General features: G+C 70.5%; 19 protein-coding genes and 1 pseudogene. 13 read left to right on the forward strand and 7 right to left on the reverse strand.

The genetic code is table 11. The annotated features are described in order from the left end of the window. Positions 1-52 precede the first annotated feature (52 nt). Positions 53-2,044 (forward strand): VanW family protein, encoded by a 1,992-nt coding sequence (locus E1292_RS13070; RefSeq protein ID WP_132595396.1) that lies wholly within the window; start codon positions 53-55, stop codon positions 2,042-2,044. A gap of 27 nt (positions 2,045-2,071) precedes the next feature. Here E1292_RS13070 and E1292_RS13075 read toward each other — a convergent pair whose 3' ends face one another. Next, on the reverse strand, positions 2,072-3,169 hold the full coding sequence (locus tag E1292_RS13075) for a PQQ-dependent sugar dehydrogenase (protein WP_132595397.1): 1,098 nt from the start codon (positions 3,167-3,169) through the stop codon (positions 2,072-2,074). 37 nt (positions 3,170-3,206) lie between these two features. Here E1292_RS13075 and E1292_RS13080 point away from each other — a divergent pair, with 37 nt between their 5' ends. From E1292_RS13080 to ilvC, 5 genes are all read left to right on the forward strand, one after another. Beyond that, on the forward strand, positions 3,207-4,115 hold the full coding sequence (locus E1292_RS13080) for a 2-hydroxyacid dehydrogenase (protein ID WP_132595398.1): 909 nt from the start codon (positions 3,207-3,209) through the stop codon (positions 4,113-4,115). 236 nt (positions 4,116-4,351) lie between these two features. Continuing rightward, entirely contained in the window at positions 4,352-6,979 is a 2,628-nt protein-coding gene (locus tag E1292_RS13085) for a putative bifunctional diguanylate cyclase/phosphodiesterase (RefSeq protein ID WP_246090090.1), read from the forward strand. Positions 6,980-7,184: 205 nt separating this feature from the next. Beyond that, positions 7,185-8,924 (forward strand): acetolactate synthase large subunit, encoded by a 1,740-nt coding sequence (locus E1292_RS13090; protein WP_132595399.1) that lies wholly within the window; start codon positions 7,185-7,187, stop codon positions 8,922-8,924. Then, the gene (gene ilvN / locus E1292_RS13095) at positions 8,917-9,441 is read left to right on the forward strand and encodes an acetolactate synthase small subunit (protein WP_132595400.1); all 525 of its coding nucleotides are present in this window, start codon (positions 8,917-8,919) and stop codon (positions 9,439-9,441) included. Before E1292_RS13090 ends, ilvN begins: the two co-directional genes overlap by 8 nt. Positions 9,442-9,464: 23 nt before the next feature. After that, on the forward strand, positions 9,465-10,448 hold the full coding sequence (ilvC, locus tag E1292_RS13100) for a ketol-acid reductoisomerase (protein ID WP_132595424.1): 984 nt from the start codon (positions 9,465-9,467) through the stop codon (positions 10,446-10,448). A 58-nt stretch (positions 10,449-10,506) separates the two neighbouring features. Here the strand turns inward: ilvC and E1292_RS13105 are convergent, their stop codons facing one another. After that, complete coding sequence (locus E1292_RS13105) at positions 10,507-11,463, reverse strand: NAD(P)-dependent alcohol dehydrogenase (RefSeq protein WP_132595425.1); 957 nt, start codon at positions 11,461-11,463, stop codon at positions 10,507-10,509. 77 nt (positions 11,464-11,540) lie between these two features. On the opposite strand from E1292_RS13105, the gene E1292_RS13110 reads away from it, so the two are divergent. Continuing rightward, positions 11,541-12,215 carry a TetR/AcrR family transcriptional regulator gene (locus E1292_RS13110; protein ID WP_132595401.1) on the forward strand — a complete coding sequence of 225 codons (675 nt, stop codon included), beginning with the start codon at positions 11,541-11,543 and terminating at the stop codon, positions 12,213-12,215. Positions 12,216-12,258: 43 nt separating this feature from the next. Here E1292_RS13110 and E1292_RS13115 read toward each other — a convergent pair whose 3' ends face one another. Both E1292_RS13115 and E1292_RS13120 read right to left on the reverse strand, forming a co-directional pair. After that, positions 12,259-13,122 (reverse strand): haloalkane dehalogenase, encoded by an 864-nt coding sequence (locus tag E1292_RS13115; protein WP_132595402.1) that lies wholly within the window; start codon positions 13,120-13,122, stop codon positions 12,259-12,261. A 62-nt stretch (positions 13,123-13,184) separates the two neighbouring features. Beyond that, positions 13,185-14,030 carry an NAD(P)H-binding protein gene (locus E1292_RS13120; protein ID WP_246090091.1) on the reverse strand — a complete coding sequence of 282 codons (846 nt, stop codon included), beginning with the start codon at positions 14,028-14,030 and terminating at the stop codon, positions 13,185-13,187. A 144-nt stretch (positions 14,031-14,174) separates the two neighbouring features. Here E1292_RS13120 and E1292_RS13125 point away from each other — a divergent pair, with 144 nt between their 5' ends. After that, positions 14,175-15,140: an NAD(P)-dependent alcohol dehydrogenase gene (locus E1292_RS13125; protein WP_132595403.1), complete on the forward strand. Its 966-nt coding sequence runs from the start codon at positions 14,175-14,177 to the stop codon at positions 15,138-15,140. Between the two features lie 391 nt (positions 15,141-15,531). After that, positions 15,532-16,299: a type I methionyl aminopeptidase gene (gene map / locus E1292_RS13130; protein ID WP_132595404.1), complete on the forward strand. Its 768-nt coding sequence runs from the start codon at positions 15,532-15,534 to the stop codon at positions 16,297-16,299. Here map and E1292_RS13135 read toward each other — a convergent pair. Continuing rightward, the gene (locus tag E1292_RS13135) at positions 16,286-17,509 is read right to left on the reverse strand and encodes an acyltransferase family protein (RefSeq protein WP_132595405.1); all 1,224 of its coding nucleotides are present in this window, start codon (positions 17,507-17,509) and stop codon (positions 16,286-16,288) included. The two genes, map and E1292_RS13135, sit on opposite strands and share 14 nt — an antisense overlap. A 261-nt stretch (positions 17,510-17,770) precedes the next feature. Between E1292_RS13135 and E1292_RS53660 the strand changes: the two genes are divergently transcribed. After that, on the forward strand, positions 17,771-18,049 hold the full coding sequence (locus E1292_RS53660) for a hypothetical protein (protein ID WP_132628012.1): 279 nt from the start codon (positions 17,771-17,773) through the stop codon (positions 18,047-18,049). A gap of 84 nt (positions 18,050-18,133) precedes the next feature. Here the strand turns inward: E1292_RS53660 and E1292_RS53665 are convergent. Further along, positions 18,134-18,611 (reverse strand): annotated as a pseudogene (locus tag E1292_RS53665) (adenosine deaminase family protein); the annotation flags it as partial. Here E1292_RS53665 and E1292_RS53670 point away from each other — a divergent pair. Genes E1292_RS53670 through E1292_RS13155 form a run of 3 tightly spaced genes read left to right on the forward strand, consistent with a single transcriptional unit; the run spans position 18,583 to position 20,296 of the window. Beyond that, positions 18,583-19,566: an ABC transporter substrate-binding protein gene (locus E1292_RS53670; protein ID WP_246090092.1), complete on the forward strand. Its 984-nt coding sequence runs from the start codon at positions 18,583-18,585 to the stop codon at positions 19,564-19,566. The pseudogene E1292_RS53665 and the gene E1292_RS53670 sit on opposite strands and share 29 nt — an antisense overlap. After that, entirely contained in the window at positions 19,563-20,021 is a 459-nt protein-coding gene (locus E1292_RS13150; protein ID WP_132595407.1) for an ATP-binding cassette domain-containing protein, read from the forward strand. Before E1292_RS53670 ends, E1292_RS13150 begins: the two co-directional genes overlap by 4 nt. Then, on the forward strand, positions 20,018-20,296 hold the full coding sequence (locus E1292_RS13155) for an ABC transporter permease subunit (RefSeq protein WP_132595408.1): 279 nt from the start codon (positions 20,018-20,020) through the stop codon (positions 20,294-20,296). Before E1292_RS13150 ends, E1292_RS13155 begins: the two co-directional genes overlap by 4 nt. Before the next feature lie 137 nt (positions 20,297-20,433). Here the strand turns inward: E1292_RS13155 and E1292_RS13160 are convergent, their stop codons facing one another. Further along, a complete protein-coding gene (locus E1292_RS13160; RefSeq protein WP_132595409.1) occupies positions 20,434-21,186 on the reverse strand; it encodes a CAP domain-containing protein in 753 nt (250 codons plus the stop codon). Between the last annotated feature and the right edge of the window lie 19 nt (positions 21,187-21,205).

The raw sequence follows: 21,205 nt of genomic DNA on the forward strand, positions 1-21,205 counted from the left end.
CGTGCCTTACTGTTGCCTGAGACTTGGCTGCGGACCGGGAGGAGATTGAGGCGTGCGAAACGCCGGACCGATCGAGTCACCGACCGACCCGTTTGCCTCGGTGCCACTGCCCACGTCGAGCGTCTCCAAGAAGCCGCGGATCGAAGGCCTGCCCCCGGGGGTCTCCCGGGACATCTTCGGACCGCCGGAACGACAGGAGCCCCGGCAGGCCCAAGCCCCGAGCGCCTCGGGCGGTCCCTCGGGCGGCGCGCTGCCCCCAGCACCGCCACCGGCGCAGCCGTGGCCGATGGCGGGCAACGACTCGGGCCGGCCCGCTGCCGTGTTCGGCCAGGAAAGCCCGCGCGAACACCCGCCCGCCTTCGAGCCCGAGCCGCGCAGACGGCGCCTCCTGCCGGGCCTGCTCACGCTTCTCCTGCTGCTCGCCGTGCTGGCGTACGTCGTGCCCGCCGTGCTCATGTCCGGCAGCGTGCTGCGCGGCACCCGCGTGTCGGGGGTCGACATCGGCGGACTGACCGTCACGCAGGCGGCCGACAAGCTGCGCACCGAGCTCGCCGCCCAGCTGAGCAAGCCGGTCGTCGCCGACATCGGCGGCAAGAAGGACACCATCCAGGCCGACGAGGCCGGACTGGAGCTCGACGTGGTCGGCACGATCGGCCAGGCGCCCAGCGGCTTCCCCAGCCCGCAGGAGGTGTGGCGCGGCCTGACCGGCACCACCGAGCTCGAACCGAAGATCAACATCGACACCTCCCAGCTCACCAGGACCGTCGAGGGCCTGGCCGAGTCCGTGGACAAGCGCGCGCAGGAAGGCCGGGTGGCCTTCTCCGGGCTGACGCCGAAAGCCCGCCAGCCGCAGGACGGCGTGCTGCTCGACAGGGAGGACGCCGTGAAGAGGATCGGAGACGCCTTCCTGCGGGGCGGCGGCTCCGTCGTGCTCACCCTGAGGCCGTCCAAGCCCGTCACCACCCCGGGAGCCGTCAGGGCGGCGCTGGCCAAGGCGAAGCAGGCCGTCGCCGCCCCCGTCACGCTGACCCTCGACGGCAAGCAGGCGCAGGTCCCGCCCGCCGTGATCGCGGCCAACCTGTCCTTCGCCTCCGACGGCAGCGGCGGGCTCGCACCGCAGTTCGACGCCAAGGCGGCGCTCACCACCGTGGAGAGCAGCCTGGTCTCCGCCGCCCAGCAACCCCGCGACGCCACGTACGACATCGTGAACGGCAAGCCGGTCCTGGTGCCCGCCCGCACCGGACGGGGCGTGAACGACAAGCTGCTGGCCAGGGACGCCGAGAAGGTGTTCGCCGAGGGTGGCGACCGGACGATCCCGGTGCGGCTGGGCGCCGTCGCCCCGACGGTCGCGACCTCGGAGATCGACAACCTCGGCATCAAGGAGACCCTCGCCACCTTCACCACGAACTTCGACTGCTGCCAGCCGCGCGCGAAGAACATCCAGCGCATGGCGGAGGAGCTCGACGGCCACATCGTCAAGCCGGGCGAGACGTTCTCGATCAACGATGTCGTGGGCGAGCGCACCCTCGAGGACGGGTACGTCGAAGCGGCGGAGACCGTCGGCGGGCGCCTGGTCAGCATCGTCGGCGGCGGGGTCTCGCAGTTCGCCACGACGATGTACAACGCGGCGTACTTCAGCGGGCTCGAGGACGTCGAGCACAAGCCGATGGACTACTACACCGACCAGTTCCCGGCCGGGCGTGACGTCGCGCTGCTCTACCCGGAGTCGGACCTGAAGTGGCGCAACGACTCGGACAACGGCGTGCTGATCAAGACCGCGTTCACGCAGACGTCGGTGACGGTGGCACTCTGGGGCACCAAGCGGTACGACAAGATCGAGGCGGTCGAGTCGGAACGGCGGGACTTCACCCAGTTCCGCCGGGAGACCAGCAGCGAGCCCGGCTGCCTGTCGACGACGGGCGCTCAGGGCTTCTCCATCGACGTCACGCGGGTGTTCCACAAGGACGGCCGGGTGGTCAAGAAGGACGACAAGCTGACCACCAAGTACCGTCCGCAGCCCCAGACCACCTGCACCGCGTCGTGACGCGCGCCGCCTGAGCGAGCGCCCTGGTCATGAGGCGGGGACGGACAGGATGCGGTCGTCGCCCTCCCGCGGCGAACCCCTGCCGTCCTTGTTGCTGGTGCCCACCCACACGGTGCCGTCGGGGGCGGTGGTGACCGCGCGGAGGCGGCCGTAGCGGTCGGTGAAGTGGGCGACCGGCCGGCCGGCGGCGCCGTCGGAGCCGAGCGGCACCTGCCACAGGCGCTCCCCGCGCAGGGCCCCCACCCACAACGAACCGCCGGCGTAGGCCAGGCCGGACGGTGAGGCCTCGTCGGTCGACCAGGTGAGGATGGGGTTCACGAACCGCTCGTCATCGCCCCGGCCCTCGACCTCGGGCCAGCCGTAGTTGGCGCCCGGCTCGATCAGGTTGATCTCGTCGTAGGCGTCGGCGCCGAACTCGGAGGCGTACAGGCGGTCCGAGTCGTCCCACGCCAGGCCCTGGACGTTGCGGTGGCCGTAGCTGTAGACGAGCGTGCCGAACGGGTTGCCGGGGGCGGGCGCGCCGTCCACGGCCATGCGCAGGATCTTGCCCGCGAGGGAGTCGCGCTGCTGGGCGAGGTCGCGGTCGCCGGTCTCGCCGGTGGAGGCGTACAGGTGACCGTCGGGGCCGAACGCCAGCCTGCCGCCGTTGTGGATGCCGCCCTTCGGGATGCCCTGGACGAGCACCCGGCGGTCGCTGAGCGCGTCGCCGGCCAGCCGGTAGCGGACGATCCGGTTGTCCTCGGCGGCGGTGTAATAGAGGAAGACGTGCTGGTCCTTGACCGCGACCCCCATCAGGCCGCCCTCGCCGTCCGGCGTCACGCCTTCGATCGTGCCCAGCTCGCTCACCTTGCCGTCCTCGGTGACCCGGAGCAGCCGGGCGGTGTCACGTTCGGTGACCAGGGCGTCGCCGCCGGGCAGGAACGCGATCGCCCACGGCACGGCCAGCCCGGTCGCCACGTCCTTCGGGTCCGCGGCCGGCCCATCCGCAGGCACGGCGGCCGTCGGGAGCACCGCGCCGCCGCCGCCGGAGCAGCCGGCGAGCCCGGTCAGCAGCCCGGTCAGCAGCCCCGTCAGCAGCACGGCCTCCGACAGGGTCGCGCAGAGCTTCGTCATGGGCTTCCTCATGTATTCCATACTTCCCCGGAGTCGTAAGGTTTGCCGCATGAAGACCTGGGTTCCGTCCGATTCGGCGGCTGATGTTCTTTCCGACCTGTCCGGGGTCGAATGCGCCGTGTACAACAGCACGACCCCGATGCCGGAAGGCGTCGAGGAGGTGGAGGTGTGGATCCCGCCCCTGGTCACGGTGCCCGACGTGCGGGGGACGATGGCGCGGATGAGCTCGTTGCGGCTCGTGCAGACCGTGACCGCGGGGGTGGAGCCGTACCGTCCGCACATCCCCGAGGGCGTGACGCTGTGCAACGCGCGCGGGGTGCACGACGCGGGGACCGCGGAGTGGGCGGTCGGGGCGATGGTGGCGGTGGTGCGCGATTTCCCCGGGTTCGTGGACGCGCAGCGCAGGGGCGAGTGGACCTACCACCACACCGGCGTCCTCGCCGACTCGACCGTGCTGATCGTCGGCTACGGCTCCATCGGGGCGGCGCTGGAGCGGCGGCTCGCCGGGTTCGAGGTCGAGGTCGTACGCGTGGCCAGGACCGCCCGCGACGGCGTGCACGGCATGGCCGACCTGCCCGCGCTGCTGCCGGCGGCGGACGTCGTGGTGCTGCTCGTGCCCGCCACGCCCGACACGGCCGGCATGGTGGACGCCGCGTTCCTGGCCCGCATGAAGGACGGCGCCGTGCTCGTCAACGCCGCCCGGGGCGGGGTGGTCGACACCGACGCCCTGATCGCTGAGCTGAAGACGGGCAGACTGCGCGCGGCGCTGGACGTGACGGCGCCGGAGCCGCTGCCGGAGGGTCACCCTCTCTGGAGCGCGCCGGGCGTGCTGATCACCCCGCACGTCGCGGGCAGCACCCCGGCGTCCGAGCGGCGCGTGCTCCGCCTCATCCGGGGCCAGCTGGAGCGTTACCTCGCAGGTGAGCGGCTGATCAATGTCATAACCGACACGTACTGAGAGGATCCCGGAACGTGGCTGGTCCGTGACCTTCGGTGCGTAGCGTTACGTTTGCAGGGAGTTCCTGACTCACTGTCAAGGCGCTCTTGGCAGCAATTGGTCCGTGTGGTTATCAGATCGGTGACGACATCGGCGTTGTCACCACCCGCGCACCCACAACCGTACACACTGGCGAAGTGGTCCGCCGGGCTTCGGCGGTCATGGGCGCAGAGGACAAGACGGGATGGGCAACGACTGTGATCCGCTGGCGTGATCCACGGGTGCCGCTGACCGCGGCGGCGGCGGTCGGCGCGGTGGCGTTCGCCGCCGCGCTCCTCGCGGGCGGTCAGCCCTTGCTCACCGGCGCGGTCGCGGGAGGGCTCGCGGCGCTGGCCGCCGCCACGGCCCTGCTGATCGCCTCGGTGAAGTCGGCCGCGCATCGCCCCATGGCGATGGGCGCGCGCTGGATGGGCGGCGGCGCCGTCATCTGGGCCGCCGGTGTGGCGCTGCGTCCCTTCGCCGAGAGCTTCGTGGTCAGCTTCGCCGACATGTTCGTGCTGCTGGGCGCCGGTGTCACGGCCGGCGGCGCGCTGATCGCCGCCGACCGCAAGTTCCCGGCCAGAGCCGTTTTACGGCAGGTCACCGATGCCTATCTGTGCGCCGCCTCGCTCTTCCTGATCGGCTGGGTGGTGGCGCTGCGCCACGTCTACGCCGACGCGGCCGACCCCGCGGCCTTCACGTTCGTGATGCTGCCGCCGATGATCGCGCTGCTGGTCACGTTCGCCGTGATCCCGTCCGTGCTCACCAGCAAGGCCACCTCATGGCTGCTCGGGCTGGCCGGCGTCGGCGTGCTCGCCACCATGACCGTGGCCGGCCTGGCGGTCGCGGTGGCGCGGCTCGACGGCGGCGACGCGCCGCTCTGGAGCGTCATGCTCGCGCCGGTCGCGTTCCTGCTCCTGGCCGCCGTCCCGTGGGGTCCTCGCGGCAGGCACGCGGGCGGGCCCGCCGTGGCCGGCGTGATCGGCGTGGTGCCGCAGGCGCTGGTCGCGATCGCGGCCTGCACGCTGCTCGCGCACCTGGCGGGCGGGGCGAAGGGGCCGGCGGTCACCGGTGTCGTGGTGGTCGCGGTCTCCGTCGTGCTGCTCCTGCTCATGCGCCTGTTCGTGGTGTCGGCGACCAACCTGCGCCTGCGCGGCCTGGTCAAGCTGGGCGAGCGGCAGCTCAGGGAGCTGGCGGAGAGCACCGGCGACGTGGTGCTCCTGTGCGACTACGAGGGCGTGGTGCGCGAGATCGGCGCCGGGGTCGAGGCCACCTACGGCTACCGCCCCGACCAGCTGGTGGGCGGGTCGATCTTCGACTACATCCACCCGGAGGACGTGCCCGGCATCCAGGTCGCGATGCGGGCCATGCATCTCGACGAGGAGGGCGCCTCGCCCGGCGCCTGCCTGATCGCGTGCCGGGTGCGGGCCGCCGACGGCACCTGGCGCCCCACCGAGTCGGTGGCCACCCGCCACGTCCGCGGCGACGAGCTGATGCTGGTGACCACCAGAGACGTCAGCGACGAGGAGGCCCTGCGCAACCAGGTCGCCCACCTGACCTTCCACGACGGCGTCACCGGGCTGCCCAATCGCGCCTACTTCGAGGAGCGCACCCGTGAGGTGCTCTCCGGCCGCACGCCGGGCACCGGAGGGGCCAACACCGCGGTCATCTTCCTCGACCTCGACGGGTTCACCTCGGTCAACGACTCCGTCGGCCACGCCAGCGGCGACTACCTCCTCGGCCAGGCGGCCAGGCGGCTGCGCGGCGCCGTGCGGGCCGACGACACGCTGGCCAGGTGGGGCGGTGACGAGTTCGCGGTGCTCGTGGAGACGGGCGGCGAGGCGCAGCTCGCGGTCGACCTGGCCGAGCGGCTCGTCCGCGCGGTCTCGCAGGAGCCGTTCCGCGTCGCCGACCGCGACGTGGCCCTGACCGCCAGCGTGGGCGTGGCCTTCACCGAGGACGACATGCCCGCGGGCGACCTCATCCGCAACGCCGACGTCGCCATGGCACGCGCCAAAGAGCTCGGCGGGCGGCGGGTCGAGGTGTTCGCCGCGCAGATGCACGCCGACGTCGTGCGCCGCCTGGAGCTGGCCGCCGACCTGCAGCGGGCCCTGATCGACCAGCAGTTCGCGATCGAATACCAGCCGGTGGTCGACCTCGCCACGTCGCGGGTGACCGCGGTCGAGGCGCTGGTGCGGTGGTGGCGCGGGTCGGTGTTCGTGCCGCCCGAGCAGTTCCTCGGCCCGGCCGAGGACACCGGGCTGATCGTGCCGCTGGGCGAGTGGATCCTGCGCGAGGCGTGCCGCGAGGTGGCCGCCTGGCGGGCCGAGTCCTGGGACATCGGCCTGTCGCTCAACCTGTCGGCCCGCCAGATCACCGCGCCCCGGTTCGTCGAGACCGTGGAGGAGGCGCTGGCCGAGAGCGGGCTGCCCGCCTCCGCGCTCACCCTCGAGGTGATCGAGGAGATGCTGGTCGAAGACGCCGAGGAGACCATCAAGCGGCTGTCCGAGCTGCGCGCGCTCGGCGTGCGCCTGGCCATCGACGACTTCGGCACCGGCTACGCTTCGCTGGCCTTCCTCCGGCAACTCCCGGTCGACATGATCAAAATCGACCCGTCGTTCGTGTCGGGGCTCGGCAAGGACGACACGCTGACGCTGCTCACGCGCACGATCGTGCGGCTCGGTCACGACCTCGGGCTCATCGTGGTGGCCGAGGGCATCGAGCGTCCCGAGCAACTGGAGTTGCTCAAGCAGATGGGCTGCACGCGGGGGCAGGGCTTCCTGGTGGCCAGGCCCATGGCGGCGCGCGGGGTCGACTCCCTGATGCGGACGAGTCTCACCGTTTGAGACATGTGTCCACCAAGTTGACACTGGGGCGTTCGGAGCGGCTATCGTGTAAGCCATGCTTCGCAGTGAGATTCTCGTAGTACTTCGCCGGCGCGCAGGCCGATAGCGAAGCACGACGACCTGCGCGCCGCCCCAGGCCCACCTCGCCGGTGGGACGGGGCCTTTTTTATGTCCTTAAGCGAGTAGCCACGCAAGGAACGAGCCGATGACCGAACGCATGACAGGTGCGCAGTCCCTGGTGAGGGCGCTGGAGCACATGGACGTCGACACAGTGTTCGGGATCCCAGGCGGCGCCATTCTGCCGGCCTACGATCCTCTCTACGACTCGACCAAGGTCCGGCACGTCCTCGTACGCCACGAGCAGGGCGCGGGCCACGCCGCCGAGGGCTACGCGCAGGCGACGGGCCGGGTCGGGGTGTGCATGGCGACCAGCGGCCCCGGCGCCACCAACCTGGTGACCCCGATCGCCGACGCGTACATGGACTCGGTGCCGATCGTGGCGATCACCGGACAGGTGGCGAGCGGGTCCATCGGCACCGACGCCTTCCAGGAAGCCGACATCTCCGGCATCACCATGCCGATCACGAAGCACAACTTCCTGATCACCGATCCCGCGGACATCCCGCGTACGATCATGGAGGCCTTCCACATCGCCTCGACCGGCCGTCCAGGCCCCGTGCTCGTCGACATCTCGAAGGACGCGCTGCAGGCGGAGACCACGTTCACCTGGCCGCCGACCATGCAGCTGCCCGGCTACCGCCCCGTGACCAGACCCCACTCCAAGCAGATCCGCGAGGCCGCCAAGCTGATCGCCGAGGCCAGGCGCCCGGTCCTGTACGTCGGCGGCGGCGTGCACAAGGCGGGCGCGTCGGCCGAGCTGCTGGAGCTGGCCGAGCTGACCAACATCCCGGTCGTCACCACCCTGATGGCCAGGGGCACCTTCCCCGACAGCCACCCCCAGCACATGGGGATGCCGGGCATGCACGGCAGCGTCTCGGCCGTCGGCGCGCTGCAGCAGTCCGATCTGATCGTCGGGCTGGGCGTGCGCTTCGACGACCGGGTGACGGGCCAGCTGTCGTCGTTCGCGCCTCGCGCGAAGATCGTGCACGCCGACATCGACCCGGCGGAGATCTCGAAGAACCGCCACGCCGACGTGCCGATCGTGGGTGACTGCAAGGAGGTCATCAGCGACCTCGTCAGCACGATCCAGACGTCGGGCGAGCGCGGCGACTACGCCGACTGGTGGACGGTGCTCAACGGCTACAAAGCGACCTACCCGCTGGGCTACGACACGTTCGAGGACGGCTCGCTGGCGCCCCAGTACGTGATGGAGCGGCTGAGCGCCATCGCGGGCCCCGACGCCTACTACGTGGCAGGCGTGGGGCAGCACCAGATGTGGGCCTCGCAGTTCATCGGCTACGAGAAGCCCGGCACGTTCATCAACTCCGGCGGCCTGGGCACCATGGGCTTCGCCGTGCCGGCCGCGATGGGCGCGAAGATGGGCCGCCCCGACGCCACGGTGTGGGCCATCGACGGCGACGGCTGCTTCCAGATGACCAACCAGGAGCTCGCCACCTGCGCCATCGAGGGTGTGCCGGTCAAGATCGCCGTCATCAACAACGGTAACCTCGGCATGGTCCGCCAGTGGCAGGCGCTCTTCTACGATGAGCGCTACTCCAACACCGACCTGCAGACGACGCGCCGCATCCCGGATTTCGTCAAGCTGGCCGAGGCCTATGGTTGTGTGGGCCTGCGTTGCGAGCGTCCAGAAGACGTCGACGCGACGATCGAGAAGGCCATGGAGATCAATGACGTTCCCGTGGTGGTCGACTTCGTCGTCCACCAGGACGCCATGGTCTGGCCCATGGTCGCGGCGGGCACCAGCAACGACGACATCAAGATCGCCCGTGACATGGCGCCGAAGTGGGAGAACGAGGATGACTAGACACACGCTCTCCGTGCTTGTCGAGAACAAGCCGGGCGTGCTCGCGCGGGTGTCGGCGCTGTTCAGCCGCCGGGGCTTCAACATCGACTCGCTGGCCGTCGGCCCGACCGAGCACGACGACATCTCGCGGATGACGATCGTGGTCAGTGTCGAGGAGCTGCCTCTCGAGCAGGTCACCAAGCAGCTCAACAAGCTGGTGAACGTGCTCAAGATCGTCGAGCTCGACACGTCGCAGTCCGTGCAGCGCGAGCTGATGCTGATCAAGGTCAAGGCCGACGCCGACAGCCGCTCCCACGTGCTGGAGCTCGTCCAGCTCTTCCGGGCCCGCTGCATCGACGTGGCGGCCGACGCCGTGACCATCGAGGTCACCGGCACCACCGACAAGCTCGAGGCGTTCGTGAAGGTCCTCGAGCCGTTCGGCATCAAAGAACTCGTCCAGTCGGGCATGGTGGCCATCGGCCGCGGCGCCCGTTCCATCACCGACCGGTCCCTCAGGGCACTGGACCGTACCGCCTGAAAGGTTTTGAGCAAGTGACCGAGATCTACTACGACGACCAGGCCGACCTGTCGATCATCCAGGGGCGCCACGTGGCCGTGCTGGGGTACGGCAGCCAGGGCCACGCCCACGCGCTCTCCCTGCGTGACTCCGGCGTCGACGTGCGCGTCGGCCTGCCGGAGGGCTCCAAGAGCCGCGAGAAGGCGGAGAACGACGGCCTTCGCGTCGTCACGCCGTCCGAGGCGGTCGAAGAGGCCAACCTCACGATGATCCTGGCTCCCGACCACATCCAGCGCCGGCTCTACTCCGACCACGTGGCTCCCAACCTCGTCGAGGGCGACGCGCTGTTCTTCGGGCACGGCCTGAACATCCGCTACGGCCTCATCGAGGCCCCCGAGGGCGTCGACGTGTGCATGGTCGCGCCCAAGGGTCCTGGCCACCTCGTGCGCCGCCAGTTCGAGGCGGGCCGCGGCGTGCCGGTCCTCGTGGCCGTGGAGAAGGACGCCTCGGGCAAGGCGCTCGACCTGGCGCTGTCCTACGCGAAGGGCATCGGCGGAACGCGCGCCGGCGCGCTGCGCACGACGTTCAAGGAGGAGACGGAGACCGACCTGTTCGGCGAGCAGGTCGTGCTGTGCGGCGGCGTGTCCGAGCTGATCAAGGCGGGCTTCGAGACGCTCATCGAGGCCGGCTACCAGCCCGAGGTCGCCTACTTCGAGTGCCTGCACGAGATGAAGCTGATCGTCGACCTCATGTACGAAGGCGGCCTGTCGAAGATGTACTGGTCGGTGTCCGACACCGCCGAGTACGGCGGCTACACCCGCGGCCCGCGCGTCATCGGTGACGAGGCGCGCCAGGAGATGCGCCGCATCCTCGCCGAGGTCCAGGACGGCACCTTCGCCCGGCAGCTCGTCGAGGAGTTCGACGGCGGCCAGAAGGAGTTCCACCGCAAGCGCGAGGAGCTGGCCGAAAACCCGATCGAGAAGACCGGCGCCAAGCTCCGCCCGATGATGAGCTGGCTGAAGGCCTGAGCTCCCGCCGGGGCCGACGGGCGGGATACGGCCCGCCCGTCGGCTCAGCCGTGAGCGGCTAATCGATCTTCACGACCAGTTTCCCGCGTACGCCGCCGGCCTCCAGGGCGCGATGTGCGTCGGCGATGCGGGAGAGCGGATAGACCGTGTCGACGACGGGCTGGATCGCCCCGCTCTCCACCAGCCGGGTCAGGTCGGCGAACAGCGCGTGGGTGGGCTTGCCGCTGAAGAAGCGCACCCGCCGCGAGCCGAACACGGCCGACGCGAGCACGTACCCCAGCGACCCCGCCACGTTGCCCAGGTCGAACGCGATCGACACCATGCGCCCTCCCGGCGCGAGCAGCCGCCGGTAGGCGCCCATGCCGGTGCCCACCGTGTCCAGCACGACGTCGAACGTGCCGAGGTCGCCCGGCCCGGTGGTGGCGTAGTCGAAGGCCTCGTCGGCGCCGAGCTCCCGGACGAAACCCAGGTTCCGGCCGCCCGCGAGCGCGGTGACGTGGGCGCCGTACGCGCGTCCGAGCTGGACGGCGACGTGGCCGACGCCGCCGCCGGCGCCGCGCACCAGCAGCCGCTCGCCCGACGTGAGCCGGGCCTTGTCCCGCAGCGCGGTGATCGCCGTCGTGCCGACGCCCGGCAGGGCCGCCGCCCGCACGAGGTCCAGCCCGTCCGGGGCGAAGGCCAGGTACCGGGGGCGTACGACCACGAACTCGGCGGCGGCGCCGAACACCCTCGGCAGCCCGCCCCAGACCCGGTCGCCGACCTTGAGCCCGGACATGGGTGAGCCGAGGGCGGCCACCTCGCCGGCGAAGTCCATCCCGATGCGCTTCGGGAATCCGCGCCCCACGACGTCCGTCACGAAGCGCACCCGGCCCGCGCGGCCATGGAGTTCGCCTCCGTTGACGCTGGCGGCGTGGACCCGTACCAGGACCTCGCCCGGTCCGGGGGCCGGGGCCGGCACCGTGCCCTCGTACAGCACCTCCGGCGGGCCGTACCGGTCGAAGAGGGCCGCACGCATCTCTGTCGCTGTCCGCATGGTCGCGAGGCTAGACGGGAAACGGAGAAGCCGATCCGCTTGGGACTAATGTGAGAAACATGCCTGCTGCTTCCTCTCGGATGCGGCCTGCCGCGGCGGGCCCGGCCACGGCCGGGCTCCGCGCCGACGCGCTGCACAACCGCAACCGCATCCTCGAAGCCGCCCGCCAGGCGTTCGCCGCCCGCGGTCTCGACGTGCCGATGGCCGCGATCGCCCGCCGTGCCGGTGTCGGCGTCGCCACCCTCTACCGGCGCTTCCCCACGCGCGAGTCGCTGATCGTGGAGGTGTTCGCCGACGAGCTGAGCGTGTGCGCCTCGGCCATCGACGACGCGCTGGCCGACCCCGACCCCTGGCGGGGATTCCGCACGCTCATCGAGAAGGTGGCCACCATGCAGGTGGTCGAGCGCGGCTTCAGCGTGGCGCTCCTGACGTGGTTCTCCGCCGTGGAAGGCGCCGAGGACGTGCGCGTGCGCGCCGAACAGGGCTTCGCCGAGCTGGTACGCAGGGCCAAGGCGGCCGGGCGGCTGCGTGCCGACTTCGACCGGTCGGATCTGACGCTGCTGCTCATGGCGAACGGCGGCCTGGCCACCGGCCCCCCTGAGGCCAGGCTGGCCGCGTCCCGGCGGCATGTCGCGTACCTGCTGCAGGTCTTCAGCGCCGGCCCCGCCGGCCGCGCCGAATCGGCCGACCCGCTGCCACCACCCGCCCCGCTCGGCCTCTACCCGGCGTGCTGACCGCCGCGCGACTGGTATCCGGCTCCGCCGACCACCGCCGGGCTCAGCGGAGCCGGCGTTCGTCCGCCCATTCCGCGATGGTCTTCGCGATCAGGGCGGGTTGGTCCTCGGGGGTGTGGTGGCCGGCGACGGCGTCATGGTGCCTGAGCTCTAGGCCGGCGATGGTGTCCGCACACCAGCCGATGAGCTCGGGGCCCAGCATCGTGCCCGGCCCCGGCTCGAACGTGAGCATCAGCTTGGGTACGTCCACGCTGGCCGCCAGCCACGCGCCGTACGCTTCCGCTCTGGCCACGACGTCGGCCGGCTCCCCGCCCAGCGGCATGGACCGCGCCCAGCGCAGCAGCGGCAGGCGGCTCTCCCTGGTCGGGTACGGCCGGGTGTAGGCCGCGATGTCGTCCTCGCCGAGCGGTGTGGCGACGGTCGCGGGCATCGTCCGTTCGAGATAGCGGGCGTCGTCGAGGATCAGCGACTCGCCCACCCCCTCAGTCTTGATGGCCTGGAAGATGGGCCGGCCGCCCTCGGGGAACTCCTCCCAGGACATCGGCTTGACGATCGCTTCGGTGAACGCGACGCCGCGCACCCGGCCTGGGTGGCGGGCGGCCCAGTCGAAGGCCAGAGCGCCTCCCCAGTCGTGCCCGACCAGCACCACCTGGTCCAGGCCGAGCCCGTCGAACCAGGCGTCGAGATAGCGTGCGTGGTCGGCGAACGTGTAGTCGGTGGGCGGTTTGCCCGACCGTCCCATGCCGATCAGGTCGGGGGCAAGCCGGCGGCCCGGACCGCCGAGGGCGGGCAGGACGTGCCGCCACAGATGTGAGGAGGTCGGGTTGCCGTGCAGGAAGACCATCGGCGCGCCGGTGCCGACCTCCTGGTGGTACATCGTGGAATCGAGGACGTGTTGGACGGGCATGAAGGGCCCCTTCTGGGAGTGCGGAGGTTGATGAAAGGCCTCGACGGAGCGGGGCTGCGTCGTCAGCGGAAGGCCGCGACGTTGAGTCCGGCCCAGTCGGCGAACGTGCGTGGCGCGCGGCCGAGGATCAGCTCGACGTCCGGGCTCACCTTCAGCTCGGCCGCCGTCGGCTCGCCCAGGACGGCGAGTGTTCCGTCGACGACCGGTTCTGGCATGAAGCGCAACATCCGGGCCCTGGCCTCCTCGCGCGTCTGCTCGACGAACCGCACCGGCTCTCCCAGCGCCTCACCGATCGCTGCCGCCCGCTCTCTCGGGGTGAGGGGCACGCCCCCGGTCAACTCGTACGTGCGGCCCGCGTGGTCGTTCCCGTCTTCATAATCGTTTTCGCGCAGCACCGTGGCCGCGACCTCGGCGATGTCGGCGGGGTCGATGCTCGGCAGCCCGACGTCGGGGAACGGCGCGGCCACCGTGCGTTCGGCGTGGATCCCCTCGGCCCAGGCCAGCGCATTGGTGTGGAAGCCGCCTGGCCGCAGGGTCGTCCACTCCAGGCCTGAGCCGCGTGCGGCCTCCTCGAACCGCGCGGGGTGGTGGTAGCTCTCCGGTCTGGTCCCCGCGCCCTGGGAGGAGAGCAGGACCACCCGGCGGACACCGGAGTCGGCGGCCCGGCTCAGCACGCCCTCCGGATCGTCCCCGGCGACCAGGAGGAACAGCGCCCGGGCGCTCTCCAGGGCGGGCCGCAGGCTGGCGGGGTCTCCCAGGTCGGCCCGGACGTGCCGCGCGCCCGCAGGCACCGTCGCCGACCCGCGGGACACCGCGGTCACCTGCTCGCCTCCGGCGGTGAGCAGTTCGACCAGCGCGCGGCCGACGTTACCGGTGGCACCCGTCACCACGATCACGATGTCCTCCATTTATAAGTTAGTTGGCTGACTGACTCCGACGGTAGTGCATCGTGGCAACGGGTGTCCACAAGTTGCACATTGGCGGCAGGCTCAGCGGATGCTAGGGTTTTCATATGTAATAATTCTCTTACACGTGAAATCAAAGGAAGACCTATGAAGGCCATCCGCTATCGCGCCTACGGCTCGCCCGACGTGCTCGAGCTGCAGGAGGTCGGCAGGCCGGAGGCCGGCGACGACGGGGTGCTCATCCGCGTGCGCGCGGCCTCGGTCAACCCCGGCGACTGGCACCTCATGCGAGGCTCGCCGTACATCTTCCGCGCCATGGCCGGGCTGACCCGGCCCAAGGCGCACGTGCTCGGCTTCGACCTGGCGGGGCAGGTTGAAGCGGTGGGCAAGAACGTCACCCGGTTCCAGCCCGGCGACGAGGTGTACGGCGTGTGCCAGGGGGCGTTCGCCGAATACGTCACCGTGCCCGAGGGCGGGCTGGTGGCGCGGAGGCCGGCCGGGCTGACGTACGAGGAGGCGGCGGCGGTGCCGACGGCGGCCCTGACCGCCCTGCAGGCCATCCGCGACAAAGCGCAGGTCGGCGGGCGCAGGGTGCTGGTGAACGGCGCCTCCGGCGGGGTGGGGACGTTCGCGGTGCAGCTCGCCAAGGTTTTCGGGGCCGAGGTGACGGCAGTGTGCAGCGGGCGCAACGTGGATCTGGTCAGGTCGATCGGCGCCGACCACGTCATCGACTACACCAAGGAGGATTTCACGCTGAGCGCGAGGAAATACGACCTCATTCTCGACAATATTGCGAATCGTTCGTTATCTGCCTGCAGGCGCGTTCTCGCCCCACGTGGCACTTTCGTGCACAACAGCGGTTCGGGCGGTCCCTGGATCGGGGTCATGGGTCGCATAATCCGGCTGCTCGTGCTGTCCCTGTGCGTACGCCAGCGGCTGGTCTCACTCCTGATGAAGGAGAACGGCGACGACCTGGTCACCCTGTGCCGATTGCTCGAATCGCACGAAATCGCCCCCGTCATCGACCGGACCTACCCGTTGGCCGAGGTCCCCGAGGCCGTCGGCTACGTCGAACAGGGGCACGCCAGAGGGAAAGTCGTCATCACGATCTGACGCTCGGATGCCCCCGGCCCCCGAACGCTGAACATCGCCGCAGGACGCGGCGCCGCGCCATCGCCCGGCTCTCCCGACGGGCTTTCTCGACGCCGTGACTTTCCATTCGTTCCGCGTTTCCTGACGACCCTGGCCGTCGCCGGGGCCGGCCTTTTCCGGGCGACGGGAAATGCGACTCCCAAGGCGGGCGCCTTTCCCCTGTGCGTGACCCCGAGCCGCGCCGGAAAGGGCAAATCACCCGGATCCCGTGGGTGAGACCGCGGCGTCCGGGGCTCGGATGCACGACGGCGCCGGCATGGTCATGCGCCCGAGCATCTCCTTCGTCCGGTTGCGCACCCGGCTCGGGCGGTTGTGATAATAATACCGGTATAGTTATCGATAAGGAGGCGTTGTGATCGAGCTCAAGTCAGCGGGAGAGATAGCCGCGATGCGGGAGGCGGGCAAGGTCGTCGCCGGCGTCCAGGCGGCGGTGCGGGAGCGGGCCGGCATCGGGGTGACGCTGAAGCAGCTCGACGAGGTGGCGAGGACCGTCATCGAGGAGGCCGGCGCGGGGGCGTCGTTCCTCGGCTATCACCCGTCGTTCGGCGCGACGCCGTATCCCGGCGTGATCTGCACCTCGGTCAACGGGGTGATGCTGCACGGCCTCCCGACGGCGTACAAACTGCGCGACGGCGACCTGATCAGCGTCGACTGCGGCGCGTACATCGACGGCTGGCACGCCGACGGCACCGTCAGCTTCACCGTCGGCCACGCCCGCGAGGAGGACCTCAAACTGATCAAGGTCGCCGAGGAGACGCTGGCCGCGGGCATCGAGGCGGCCCTGCCCGGCGGCAGGATGGGCGACATCGGGCACGCCATGTCCACGGTCGGGCGCGGGGCCGGCTACGGCATGCAGAACGACTTCGGCGGCCACGGCATCGGGCGGGCCATGCACGAGTCGCCGTTCGTGCCCAACGAGGCGCGCAGGGGCCGCGGCCTGCGGCTGCGGCCCGGCCTGGTCATCGCGATCGAGCCGAGCCTGATGGCCGGCGGCGGCGACGACTATTACCTGGCCGACGACGGGTGGTCGTTGTGCTCGGGCGACGGCAGCAGGAGCGTGCACGTCGAGCACACGGTCGCCATCACCAGTGACGGCCCGGTCGTCCTCACCGTGCCGTAGGTTCCCGCATCCCGAAGAGAAACCTGGTCACCCGCGTCTTGCGCACCAGCACGTCGTAGACGGCCACCGTCAGCACCAGCGACAGGGCCACGATCACCGCGTACTCGACCAGGATCGGCGCCTGCCAGCCGGTGACGAAGTAGGCCACGGCCACGACGATCGGCTGGTGCAGGATGTAGAGCGGCAGCACTGCGGCCGCCAGGTAGGCGGACACGGAGGCCGGGAGCCGGTTCGGCGGCCTGGCCGGCGCCGGGGCGGGGCGCGGGCGGTCGAGGGCGCCGAGGATCGCGACCAGCCAGCACCATCCGGCCAGGCCGTACAACGTGCGCATCCCGACCGCGAGCGGGGTCAGGTCCGTGAACGCGTCCGCGCCGGGGGCGTCGCCCGCGATGATGAAGCCCGGCACCCCCACCAGCATCAGCGCGGCGCCCACGACGGCCGCTATCCGCCGGTTGCGCCGCAATGCCGCGCGGAAGGCGGGATCGGTCACGAGCAGGAAGCCGTACAGGAAGAACACCAGGTACGCCCAGCGGTCCCAGCCGCCGAAAGCCTCCTCGAGGCCGGCGGCCGCGCAGATCGCCGCGATCGGCAGGCCGAGCAGCAGGATCGCGCCACGCGGCTGGGAGAGTGCGACCAGGCGTTCGCGCGAGCGCAGCGCCCAGCCGCGCGGCACCCACCGCACCAGCGGCGCGAGCACGAGCGAGAAGGCCAGCAGCAGCACCACGAACCACAGGTGCCCGGTCTCGAAGTACGCCCCCTCCAGGACGAACGGGAAGTCGCCCGGATCCGGCCGCACGGCGAAGAACTTCGGCAGGAACTCCAGATAGGACTCGTGATAGCCGGGATCGGCTCGCAGCCGCAACCACTGGGGCACCGGCAACATCGTGACCAGGGCGAACAGCAGCGGCACGCCCAGCCGCGCTAATCGTTCCACGGCGAACCCGCCGGGCCCCCGGCGGCGCAGGGAGTGCCACGCTCCCAGCCCGGCGATGAGGAAGAGCAGCGGCATCGCCCAGATCACGCAGAGCGCCGCGATGACGAACGTGATGTCGGTCGTCTCCGCGTTCTTGACGTAGAAGTCGTCGCGAGAGTCGAACACCAGCGACGCGTGGAAGAACACCAGCCCGACGACCACGAGAGCGCGCATGGCGTCGAGTTCGGTACGCCGTTCGCCGGTCGCGGTCCTGGACGATCCGGTGCCTGCGGTCATGATTGCCTCCCGTGACAGGCACCAGTCTGGGGCCACGGGAGGGCGCGCGCCATGGTCGCGGAAAGGTCATGCGACCATCGGCCGCTCCCCTCGGCAGAACACCTGATCGTCAAGGTGAATGATCTCCGGCATGACTTCGCCAGGGGCCGGTGTCGTGCCGGTCAAGAGCGCAGATGCCGGAGTTTGTCGAAGAGGACGACAGGGCAGATCTTCCCCCGGTAGCTACAGAGAGTAGTCAATCGGTATCAGAGGGGATAAGACATGTACAGATCAGGGCTCATCCTGGCCGGGCTCGTCGGAGGGCTGCTCCTGTCCGGCGGCTCCGCGCTGGCGGCGACGACCCAGGTCCAGATGCCCATGAACGACGACGGCGACAACAACTCGCGCGTCTTCTTCTTCTGCGGCGACGACAACACGATCGCCCGCGAGTCCTCCGCCGACCAGACCGGTCTGCTCGTCCTCAACACCGGCGACATCCTGAGCGGTATCCTCGGCCGGGGTAGCGGCGACGACATCAAATGCTCGGCCTCGACCAGCTGAATTCGGTCCTGAGCGGCTGAGAGCCGTAGCCAAGGGGCCTGCCTGTGGGGTGGGCCCCTTCACCGTGCCCGGGCTCGTACGCGCGAAGGAGTTGCGGGCGATCCGGTCGAGCTGCTCGCCGGTCATTCCCAGCTCCAATCGCAACGCTTCGTAGTTGTCCTCCACGTAACCGCCGAAATAGGCGGGATCGTCGGAGTTGACCGTCACGACCAGCCCTTCGTCCAGCATCGCGGGCAGGATGTGGTTCGCGCAGGGACGGTACCACCCGCAGCCGCACGTTCGACAGCGGGCACACGGTCAGCGGGATCCGCTCCTCCCTCAACCTGGCCACGAGCTGCGGATCCTCCATCGCCCTGATGCCGTGGTCCACCCGCTCCACCCCCAGCACGTCGAGCGCCCCCCACACGTAGTCGGGCCCGCCCTCCTCGCCCGCGTGCGCCACCCGGTGCAGGCCTTCGGCGGCGGCGATGTCGAAGACCCGCCGGAACAACGACGGCGGATATCCCACCTCCGCCGAGTCCAGCCCCACCCCGATGAAGCGCTCGCGGAACGGCAGCGCCGCCGGCTCCTCCTCCGGCGGCGGGCTGGGCTCGGTCAAGCTCCAGCTCTCCTGGAAGAAGAACGTCGAGTTCGCCGGCGAGTACTTCGCCGACAGCAAGGGCTACTACAAGGCTGCCGGGTTCTCCCAGGTCGAGCTGCTGTCGGGGGGCGGCTCCGGCACCTCGGTCGAGTCGGGACTGGCCACCGGGCGCTGCTGGGCGGGCCTGTCCGCGCCCACCATCACCGCCCCCGCCGTGCTGCAGGGCGCCCCGCTGAAGATCGTCGGCGCCACCTTCCAGAAGAACCCGTTCGCCATCATCTCCCTGAGCAAGAACCCGATCGAGAGCGCCGAGGACCTGGCCGGCAAGAAGATCGGCGTCCAGGACTCCAACGAGCTGGTCTGGAACGCGCTGCTCAAGGCCAACGGCATCGACGAGGGCAGCGTGACGCGGGTGCCGTTCCAGTCGGATCCCCCGATGCTGACCTCCGGGCAGCTCGACGGCTACGTCGGCTTCGTCACCAGCGGCCCCGTACGGCTGAGGATGGAGGGCCACGACGCCACCCACCTGCTGCTCGCCGACGCCGGCCTGCCGCTGGTCGCCGAGACGTTCACGGTCACCCAGGAGACCATCGACAACGAGCGCGACAAGCTCAAGGCGTTCCTGACGGCCGAGATCAAGGGCTGGAAGGACGCCGTCGCCGACCCGGCCAGGTCGGCCGAACTGGCCGCCACCGTCTACGGCAAGGACCAGAACCTCGACGTCAAGGAGCAGACCGAGGAGGCCAAGATGCAGAACGAGCTCGTCGTCACCCCCGACGTCAAGGCCAACGGCCTGTTCACGATGACGCCCGAGCTGATCGAGCAGAACATCGCCTCGCTGGCCAAGGCCGGCCTGACCATCAAGGCCGAGCAGCTGTTCGACCTGACAGTACTGGACGAGGTCTACAAGGCCGACCCGAGCCTGAAGCTCTCATGAGCGGCGGCATCAGCGTCACCGGGCTGAGCAAGACGTTCGGCCAGGGCCTGATCGCCGTCGACGGCGTGGACCTCCGTACGCCGAAGGGCTCGTTCCTGTCGCTGCTCGGCCCGTCCGGCTGCGGCAAGTCGACGGTGCTGCGCATGCTGGCCGGGTTGGAGCAGCCCACCGGCGGCGAGATCAGGGTGAACGGCGAGACGCCCGCCGAGCTGCGCAGGAGCCACCACCTCGGCATCGCCTTCCAGGACTCCGCCCTGCTGGCCTGGAGGAGCGTCGCCGCCAACATCCGGCTGCCGCTGGAGGTCGCCGGGATCAGGCCCGAGCCCGGCGTCGTCGACGACCTGATCAAGTTGGTCGGCCTCGAAGGGTTCGATAAGGCCAGGCCCGCAGAACTACGGCGGCGGCCGCCTGGCCAGGCTCCGCTACGTGCAGATCATCCGGCGGCACCCGGATGACCGTTCTGCGCAAGGTGGCCGTGCCGACGGCGATGCCCGCGGTCTTCGCCTGGGCCAGGATCTCGGTTCCGGCCTCGATCATCGGCGCGCTCATCGCCGAATGGCTGGCCACCGGCGAAGGGATCGGCGCGGAGATCCTGCGGGCGATCGGCGGGTTCCGCTACGACGAGGTGTGGGCGGACATCGTGGTGGTCACGGCCGTGTCCATCCTCGCATACGCGGTCGTCGGCGTGGTCGAGTCGCTGGTGCTGGCCCGCTTCTCCGACCGGGCCTGACACCGGAGGGGAGACGCGGGCCCGGCCGCGGTCCTTTGTGCGGGAGGGAGGCGCGGCCGGGCCCGCCCGGAGGGGAGCGTGTGGGCGTGCGGTGGGAACCGGCGCTGAGGCCGGTGAAGCCCGACGCTCCCTGGGTTTCAGCGGGCGGCGAAGATCTGGGTCCAGGCCTGTCGCGTGGCGCTGTATCCGACGCCGATGTGGGTGAACGAGCAGTTGAGGATGTTCTTGCGGTGGCCCGGGCTCTTCAGCCAGTCCTTGAGCACCGTGGCGGCGGCGGGGTAGCCCATGGCGACGTTCTCGGCGATCAGGCTGTAGGGGAAGCCGACCGCCTTGATGCGCTCCGCGAACGTGCGCCCGTCGGAGGTGTGCTTGAGACGCCCCTTGTCCGCCATGTCCGCCGAGTGGCGGTCGGCGGCGAGGTGCAGCCTGGGGTCGTGGGTGAGGGGCTTGCAGTCGTTTCCGGCCCGCGCCTTGTTGGTGAGCTTGACGAGCGCCTCCTCGTCCGCCGAGGCGAACTTGCCGCACGCCAGCCGCGCCGTGCGCGACTTGCCCGTGCGGCCCTTGGCGTCGAGCGCGATCACGTAGTAGGTGCGCGGGGTGGTGGTGCAGCGCACCTGCGCGGTGACCGAGCCGGTCCTGACGGTCCTGGAGCCGCTCTTGACGACCCGGTCGGGGCCCGACACGGCCATCGCGATGCGTACCCGGAGCAGTGCCTTGTCGGAGCAGCCCGACCTGGTGGCCGTGCCGCGCACGAAGCCGTGGGAGACCGTGGGCCTGGCCGCGGCCACCTGGCAGGCCTGCGCGCTCGTGGCCGCCTGCGCGGCCGGTGCGGGGAAGGTCAGTGCCGCCAGACTCCCGAGGCAGGCCCACGCCTTGAGCTGTCTGCGCATTCTCTCCTCCGGGTCGCGG

It is taken from the genome of Nonomuraea deserti, from assembly GCF_004348685.1.
GTDB classification, from domain to species: domain Bacteria; phylum Actinomycetota; class Actinomycetes; order Streptosporangiales; family Streptosporangiaceae; genus Nonomuraea; species Nonomuraea deserti.